This is a genomic window from Streptomyces sp. ADI96-02 (assembly GCF_003846185.1).
In the GTDB taxonomy this organism is placed as follows: Bacteria; Actinomycetota; Actinomycetes; order Streptomycetales; family Streptomycetaceae; genus Streptomyces.
On sequence record NZ_ML123034.1, the window covers coordinates 4,369,510 to 4,376,240 of the forward strand.

7 protein-coding genes and 1 tRNA gene are annotated in these 6,731 nt (G+C 69.1%); 5 read left to right on the forward strand and 3 right to left on the reverse strand.

The window, feature by feature from the left end:
- Nucleotides 1-48 precede the first annotated feature (48 nt).
- Together EES43_RS19370 and ppgK are read left to right on the forward strand one after the other, a co-directional pair.
- Nucleotides 49-1,038 (forward strand): 4-hydroxy-3-methylbut-2-enyl diphosphate reductase, encoded by a 990-nt coding sequence (locus EES43_RS19370; RefSeq protein ID WP_206430086.1) that lies wholly within the window; start codon nt 49-51, stop codon nt 1,036-1,038.
- 37 nt (nt 1,039-1,075) lie between these two features.
- A complete protein-coding gene (ppgK, locus tag EES43_RS19375; protein WP_124269870.1) occupies nt 1,076-1,813 on the forward strand; it encodes a polyphosphate--glucose phosphotransferase in 738 nt (245 codons plus the stop codon).
- Between the two features lie 180 nt (nt 1,814-1,993).
- Here ppgK and EES43_RS19380 read toward each other — a convergent pair whose 3' ends face one another.
- Complete coding sequence (locus tag EES43_RS19380) at nt 1,994-2,551, reverse strand: DUF6542 domain-containing protein (RefSeq protein WP_241192698.1); 558 nt, start codon at nt 2,549-2,551, stop codon at nt 1,994-1,996.
- A gap of 430 nt (nt 2,552-2,981) precedes the next feature.
- On the opposite strand from EES43_RS19380, the gene ychF reads away from it, so the two are divergent.
- The 3 genes from ychF (at nt 2,982) to EES43_RS19395 (ending at nt 5,031) form a co-directional block, all read left to right on the forward strand.
- Nucleotides 2,982-4,070 (forward strand): redox-regulated ATPase YchF, encoded by a 1,089-nt coding sequence (gene ychF, locus EES43_RS19385; RefSeq protein ID WP_124269872.1) that lies wholly within the window; start codon nt 2,982-2,984, stop codon nt 4,068-4,070.
- A 281-nt stretch (nt 4,071-4,351) separates the two neighbouring features.
- The gene (locus EES43_RS19390) at nt 4,352-4,636 is read left to right on the forward strand and encodes a hypothetical protein (protein WP_124269873.1); all 285 of its coding nucleotides are present in this window, start codon (nt 4,352-4,354) and stop codon (nt 4,634-4,636) included.
- The gene (locus EES43_RS19395) at nt 4,618-5,031 is read left to right on the forward strand and encodes a DNA-binding protein (protein ID WP_124269874.1); all 414 of its coding nucleotides are present in this window, start codon (nt 4,618-4,620) and stop codon (nt 5,029-5,031) included. Before EES43_RS19390 ends, EES43_RS19395 begins: the two co-directional genes overlap by 19 nt.
- A 16-nt stretch (nt 5,032-5,047) precedes the next feature.
- Here EES43_RS19395 and EES43_RS31460 read toward each other — a convergent pair whose 3' ends face one another.
- Together EES43_RS31460 and EES43_RS19415 are read right to left on the reverse strand one after the other, a co-directional pair.
- Nucleotides 5,048-6,439: a hypothetical protein gene (locus EES43_RS31460; protein WP_241192475.1), complete on the reverse strand. Its 1,392-nt coding sequence runs from the start codon at nt 6,437-6,439 to the stop codon at nt 5,048-5,050.
- Between the two features lie 112 nt (nt 6,440-6,551).
- Nucleotides 6,552-6,624: transfer RNA gene (locus EES43_RS19415), tRNA-Arg, on the reverse strand.
- Nucleotides 6,625-6,731 lie beyond the last annotated feature (107 nt).

Genomic DNA, 6,731 nt, shown 5'->3' on the forward strand with positions numbered 1-6,731 from the left:
CAGTCTCCCGACCCGGCCGCAACCCCGCCTCTCCGGTACGGCCTTACGATGGGACGCATGACTGCAACGCCTGCCCGCCGTGTCCTGCTCGCCGCGCCCCGTGGCTACTGCGCGGGCGTGGACCGCGCCGTGATCGCCGTCGAGAAGGCCCTGGAGCAGTACGGGGCCCCCATCTACGTACGCCACGAGATCGTGCACAACAAGTACGTCGTGCAAACCCTGGAGAAGAAGGGCGCGATCTTCGTGGACGTCACCGCGGAGGTCCCCGAGGGCTCCATCGTGATGTTCTCCGCACACGGGGTCGCGCCCACCGTCCACGCGGAGGCCGCCGAGCGCAAGCTCGCCACCATCGACGCGACCTGCCCGCTGGTCACCAAGGTGCACAAGGAGGCCGTCCGGTTCGCCAAGGAGGACTACGACATCCTCCTGATCGGCCACGAGGGCCACGAGGAGGTCATCGGCACCTCCGGCGAGGCCCCCGACCACATCACCCTGGTCGACGGCCCCGACGACGTCGCGAACGTCCAGGTCCGCGACGAGTCGAAGGTCGTCTGGCTCTCCCAGACCACCCTCTCCGTCGACGAGACGATGGAGACGGTCGACGCCCTCAAGTCGAAGTTCCCCAACCTCCTCTCGCCGCCCAGCGACGACATCTGCTACGCCACGCAGAACCGCCAGATCGCGGTGAAGAAGCTGGCCGAGGACGCCGAGCTGGTCATCGTCGTCGGTTCCAAGAACTCCTCCAACTCCATCCGCATGGTCGAGGTCGCCCTGGACGCAGGAGCCGCCGCCGCCCACCTGGTCGACTTCGCGAGCGAGATCGACGAGGCGTGGCTGGAGGGCGTGACCACGGTCGGTCTCACGTCCGGGGCCTCCGTGCCGGACGTCCTGGTCGACGGCGTCCTGGAATGGCTCGCCGAGCGGGGTTACGCGGACGTGGAGACGGTGAAGACGGCCGACGAGTCGATCACCTTCTCCCTGCCCAAGGAGCTCCGCCGCGACCTGCGGGCCGAGGCGGCCGCCCTTTCCGCCGAGTAGCCGCGCAAGCGGCCGGGCCGCCCCGTACGGTGGTGCCATGGAGATCTTCGGCGTGGACATCGGCGGATCCGGGATCAAGGGTGCTCCCGTGGACCTGGACCGCGGGGACCTGGCGCAGGAGCGCCACAAGGTACTGACACCGCATCCGGCCACGCCTGAGGGCGTGGCCGACTCCGTGGCCGAGGTCGTCGGCCACTTCGACTTCACCGGCCCCATCGGCGTCACGTTCCCCGGGGTCGTCACGGACGGCATCACCCGCACCGCCGCCAATGTCGACAAGGGCTGGATCGACCTGGACGCCCGCGCGCTGCTGGCCGAGCGGATCGGGCAGCCCGTCACGATCCTGAACGACGCCGACGCGGCCGGCGTCGCCGAGATGACGTTCGGGGCGGGCAAGGGCCGCAACGGCACCGTCATCATGCTGACCTTCGGCACGGGCATCGGCAGCGCCCTCTTCATCGACGGCCGGCTCGTTCCCAACACCGAGCTGGGTCACCTGGAACTGCACGGCCACGACGCGGAGAAGCACGCCTCCACGAAGGCCAAGGAGGACGAGGAGCTGAGCTGGCACCACTGGGCGCACCGGGTGCAGAAGTACCTGCACCACGTGGAGATGCTGTTCTCGCCCGAGCTGTTCATCGTCGGCGGCGGTGTCAGCCGCAAGGCGGACAGGTTCCTGCCGCTGATCGAGAAGGTCCGGGCGGAGATGGTCCCGGCGCAGCTCCAGAACAACGCCGGGATCGTGGGCGCCGCGATGGCCGCGGCCCGCAGCTGACGAGACCGCAGGGGGCGCGGGCCGGAAACGCGGGCCGGAAACGCGGGGCGGGGACGCGGGGCGGGGCCGCAGCGGGCCGCCCGGGGCGCGGCGGGCCGGAGCGCCGACCGGGCGCCCTTGGCTGTCGCTGAGCCGCAATCCGTGCGGCAGCGGCTCAGGGGCGGGGCTCAGCGGCGGGGCTCAGGGGCGCGGGGTGCGGCGGGCTCCCGAGGCGGCGACGTCGGCCGCCGGGGCCTGCCCGGCGCGGACGGCCCGGACCGGCACCGCGGCGTTCGGGGTGCGCGGGGCCCGCTCGGCCCCCGGACCGCGGTTCTGGGCGAGGAGGCGCCGCCGCCGGGCCCGCAGGTGGCACACCTTGCGTACGGAGGCGATGACGCCCGCGATCAGCGTTCCCCCGTACAGCCAGCCGGCGTGCACGGCGAGCGCGGTGACCAGGGCCATCGTCCGGCCGCCGAAGCCCTCGGTGCCGCCGGCGATCGGGATCACGCCGACGGCGAAGGCGATCGGCACGCTGATCGGCGCGGTCACCAGGTCCGCCGGCCGCACCCAGAGCGCGGTCAGCGCGCTGACCGGCAGGAACAGCAGCCCGTACGCGAGCTCCGAGCCGTCCAGCAGCAGCCGGTCCAGACACGCGAGGACGAACATGGTCAACGAGGCGAACAGCCCGGCCCCGATCCCGGTCAGCCGGGGGTTGGGAAACCGCCGCAGCGCGAGCAGAACCGGCGGCACGGTGCGGATCCGCCCCCCGGGCCTCCCCGCCGCCCGGTAGACCGCGCTGGTCTCGCCGAAGGAGCCCTGCGCGGGCGGGACGGGCGCGGCCTGCGGGGGCTGCCGACGCTGCGGGGGTCGTGTCCTGTGCTGCTCCACGTTCCCAACGTAGGTCGCGACGCGGGAGGAAACAGGCGATGGACACGCGCTTTGGCCGACCTTGGCGCTGCGTTCGAGGGCACTCGGCCGAAAGCAGACCTGTTCGGCCCTGTAGCCCCGGCGCGGCGGCACCCCGGACCGCCGTCGCGGTCACCGCCTCGGGCCGTCGCGGTCGCCGCCCGGACCCGTGCGAGGCCGCGCGCCCCCGCCCGTAAACTGGAGAATCGGTCCACTCCGGGACCCGGCCGGAACAGCGGGCCCCGGGCCCCTGACCCCCTCCTCACTCCAGGAAGTCGCCAAAGTGTCGCTCACGATCGGAATCGTCGGTCTGCCGAATGTCGGCAAGTCGACCCTGTTCAACGCCCTGACCAAGAACGACGTGCTGGCGGCCAACTACCCGTTCGCCACGATCGAGCCGAACGTCGGCGTAGTCGGCGTCCCCGACCCGCGCCTGAACAAGCTCGCGGAGATCTTCAACTCCCAGAAGCTCCTCCCCGCGACGGTCGACTTCGTCGACATCGCCGGCATCGTCCGGGGAGCCTCGGAGGGCGAGGGCCTGGGCAACAAGTTCCTCGCGAACATCCGCGAGTCCGACGCGATCTGCCAGGTCATCCGGGCCTTCAAGGACGAGAACGTCGTCCACGTCGACGGCAAGGTCTCGCCCAAGGACGACATCGAGACGATCAACACCGAGCTGATCCTCGCCGACCTCCAGTCCGTCGAGAAGGCGGTCCCGCGCCTGACGAAGGAGTCGCGCCTCCAGAAGGAGAAGGTCGCGGTCCTGGCGGCGGTCGAGGAGGCGCAGAAGATCCTGGAGTCCGGCCAGACGCTGTTCGCGGCGGGCATCACGGCGGCCACGGAGAAGGGCAGGCTCCTGCACGAGCTGCACCTCCTCACCGTCAAGCCGTTCCTGTACGTCTTCAACGTCGACGAGGACGAGCTGGTCGACGAGGACTTCAAGAACGCGCAGCGCGCCCTGGTGGCCCCGGCCGAGGCGATCTTCCTGAACGCCAAGATCGAGTCCGAGCTGATCGAGCTGGACGACGAGGAGGCCCTGGAACTGCTCCAGTCCATGGGCCAGGAAGAGCCCGGCCTCGCCACCCTCGGCCGCGTCGGCTTCGAGACCCTGGGCCTCCAGACGTACCTGACGGCGGGCCCGAAGGAAGCACGCGCCTGGACGATCAAGAAGGGCGCCACGGCCCCGGAGGCGGCGGGTGTGATCCACACCGACTTCCAGAAGGGCTTCATCAAGGCGGAGATCGTCTCCTTCGACGACCTGGTCGAAACCGGCTCGGTCGCCGAGGCCCGCGCCAAGGGCAAGGCCCGCATGGAGGGCAAGGACTACGTGATGCAGGACGGCGACGTGGTGGAGTTCCGCTTCAATGTGTAGCGGCTGACATGTCACCACGTCGCTGATCGAGCAAACATGCAGGTCAGAGAGGGTCCGGCTCTTCGGGGTCGGGCCCTTGGTTTTTTCCCGTGCTGGGATGGTGCTGGGATAGCTGACCCCTCGTCACCTGTCGTCATCCCTGGTCATCCGTACCGTGCTGGGATTGTGCTGGGATGGGATGGGGGCGGCCGTGCTGGGATTTGCGCGAGCAGGGCACAGGTCGAGCTGTGAAGGTAGTGCGGGCGTGGCATTTTTCCTACTCGTTTGACACAATCGAGGGCATGGCTGAGACGACGTACAGCATCGGGGAAGGCCCGGCGACGCGGGTGAGCCTGTCGCTGCCGGAGGGGACGGCGGAGGCGATCCGGGCGCGAGTGGGGAAGCGGGAGTTCTCCGCGTTCATCGCCGAGGCGGTCGAGCGTGAGTTGCGCGGGCAGGTCCTGGACGAGTACCTGGCGGGCTACGAGAGCCGCAAGGGGCCGGTCTCCGAGCCGGCTCGTCAGCGGGCGCGGCAGGTCTTTGACGAGGTGTTCGCCGAGGAGGCCGAGTGGCCCGCCGCAGGCTGAGTCACGAGGGGACGCTCGTCCTGGACAGCGAGGGGCTCTCGAAGCTGCTCGCCGATGACGAGCAGGTGGTGGCTCTGATCGCTGAGGCGCGCTCGCGCGGCATGGAGGTCGTGATCAGTGCGCTCACCATCATCGAGGCCGTCCATGCCCGTACGAACAAGCCCCGCCTGAACTGGGTGCTTTCCGGGCTGCGGGTCGTCCCGGTCGGTGACGAAGAGGCAAGGGCGGCCTCGAAGCTGCTGATGAATGCCGGGTTGCACGGACACAAGTACGCGATCGATGCGGCCGTCGCCGAGGCCGCGCTGCGACAGCACCGCCCCGTGGTCATGCTGACTTCGGATATTGACGACATGACCAAGCTGTGCGGCGAGCGGGTCCGGCTTGTGGCGGTGTGATTTCCCCTGGTCCGGCTCAGTAGGAGCGGGGTCCGTAGGGGCTCCAGTGGCCGAGGAAAGGCTTGAGGTCGTCGCCGCTGGGCTTTGGTGGCGTGGGCAGTTTCGGCGCTGAGACCGATTCGGTGAGGATTTGGAGGTGCGCGTCCGCGAACGCCGGCCACGCCTCGATCTCGGTTCGCTCCTGCCCGGGTGGCAGTGATGTGACGTGGTTGCGTACTGCTGCGATGTATTCGGTCAGTCGGCTGGCCTGGTGCCAGGTGTCTGCCTGTTCTCCGAGGTGTTTGACGCGGTAGGCGTGGGCGTAGGCGGCGTGGGCTTCCTGCATGGCGGCTTCCCAGCGCTTTCGCTCTGCCTCTCTGGCTTTCTGGTCCGCGAGGCGTTTGCGCTCCGCGGCTTCGCCACGGAGGCCGACCTCCTGCACGATCTCGGCGAGTTGTTCTTCCAGAGGCCGGTCGGGGAGATCCGCCCATTCGCTTGCACGGTGCGGGCTGCCGCCGCGGAGTATGAAACGCAGCCGGCTGGAGGAGGTGTAGTCAGAGCGGGGGATGCGCATCCATGAGTACTTCTTGGCGTCGGCGATTTCTTTGTCCGTGGGGACGTGTTCGCTGCGGTCCTGTTCTTGAAGGACGAGGAAGCCGACACTTTCGCCTTGGGCAGTGATGGAGAAGTGCGGTGGTGCCTTGCGCCGCCGATGGGGCGGGGGAGCGCCTTGTGTGGTTCCGAGCGCTGCCTTGTGGCCTTGTGCTTCGGTGGCGGTGATGAGGGTTTGGATGATGCGCAAGGCTCGGCCCTGGAGGGGGTTGGTCAGGCCCATGGGCTGCGGCTGCTTTTGGAGGGCGGCCACGACGGCATGGGGTTTGGTGAGTCTGGCCGGTACAGGGAGTGGGGTGAGTTCCGCGAGGCGCCAGGCAGGGATGTCGACCAGCTTGATCTCGTACCCGCGGTGGGTGCGGTACCCGTACAGCTCCTGCGTGTGTGGGATCTTGCCGGACTTGCGGGCGGCGTTGACCCGTGACGCCCAATTCACCGCGTGCGGGCCGGATTCGATGGGCTTGATGAGGCAGCCGTCGTTCGCAAGGGCCAGTTCATCGAGTAGCTGGTCCGCGTAGTTCGCAAGGGCCTTCGGCACGGCTCGGGGGCGCGGCGGTGCCGGTTTTCGGGCTGGGCGCTCCTGCGGTCGGGTGCTCTGCTCCACGGGGCGGATGCCGCGTTCGACGAGATGCTGCCGCCCCTTCTCGGTGAGGTGGGCGCTCCAATGCCCGCGGCGTTTGGTGACCTTGATGAGCCCTCGGTTCTGCAGGGCCTGTCCGCTGGTCTTGTACGTGCTGTCCGGCCAGACTCCGTCGGGACACCCCTGGCCCATCCAGTCGAGCACGGCCTGCTGCCGCTTGTTGAGGGCCTGTTCCATGTAGCCTCCCGCCGTTCCCTGGGAATCCAACGCTCTGAACGAACGGCGCAGTACCGCGCGCCCCGTTTCTCCGCTGGCGGTCCGAGAGAGCCCTGACCAGCCATGTTTGGGGCGCCCCCGGCAGGACTCGGACCTGCGGCCAAGCGCTTAGAAGGCGCCTGCTCCACCCGCTGAGCTATGCAGGCTGACCTGCGACAGCGCGGAAGCTTCTGACTATGCCCCACCAAACCGGGGGTATCCGGGATCTATGGACGCTCGCGCCGGCCCCGAGGTCTGGACGTACATTCTGGGC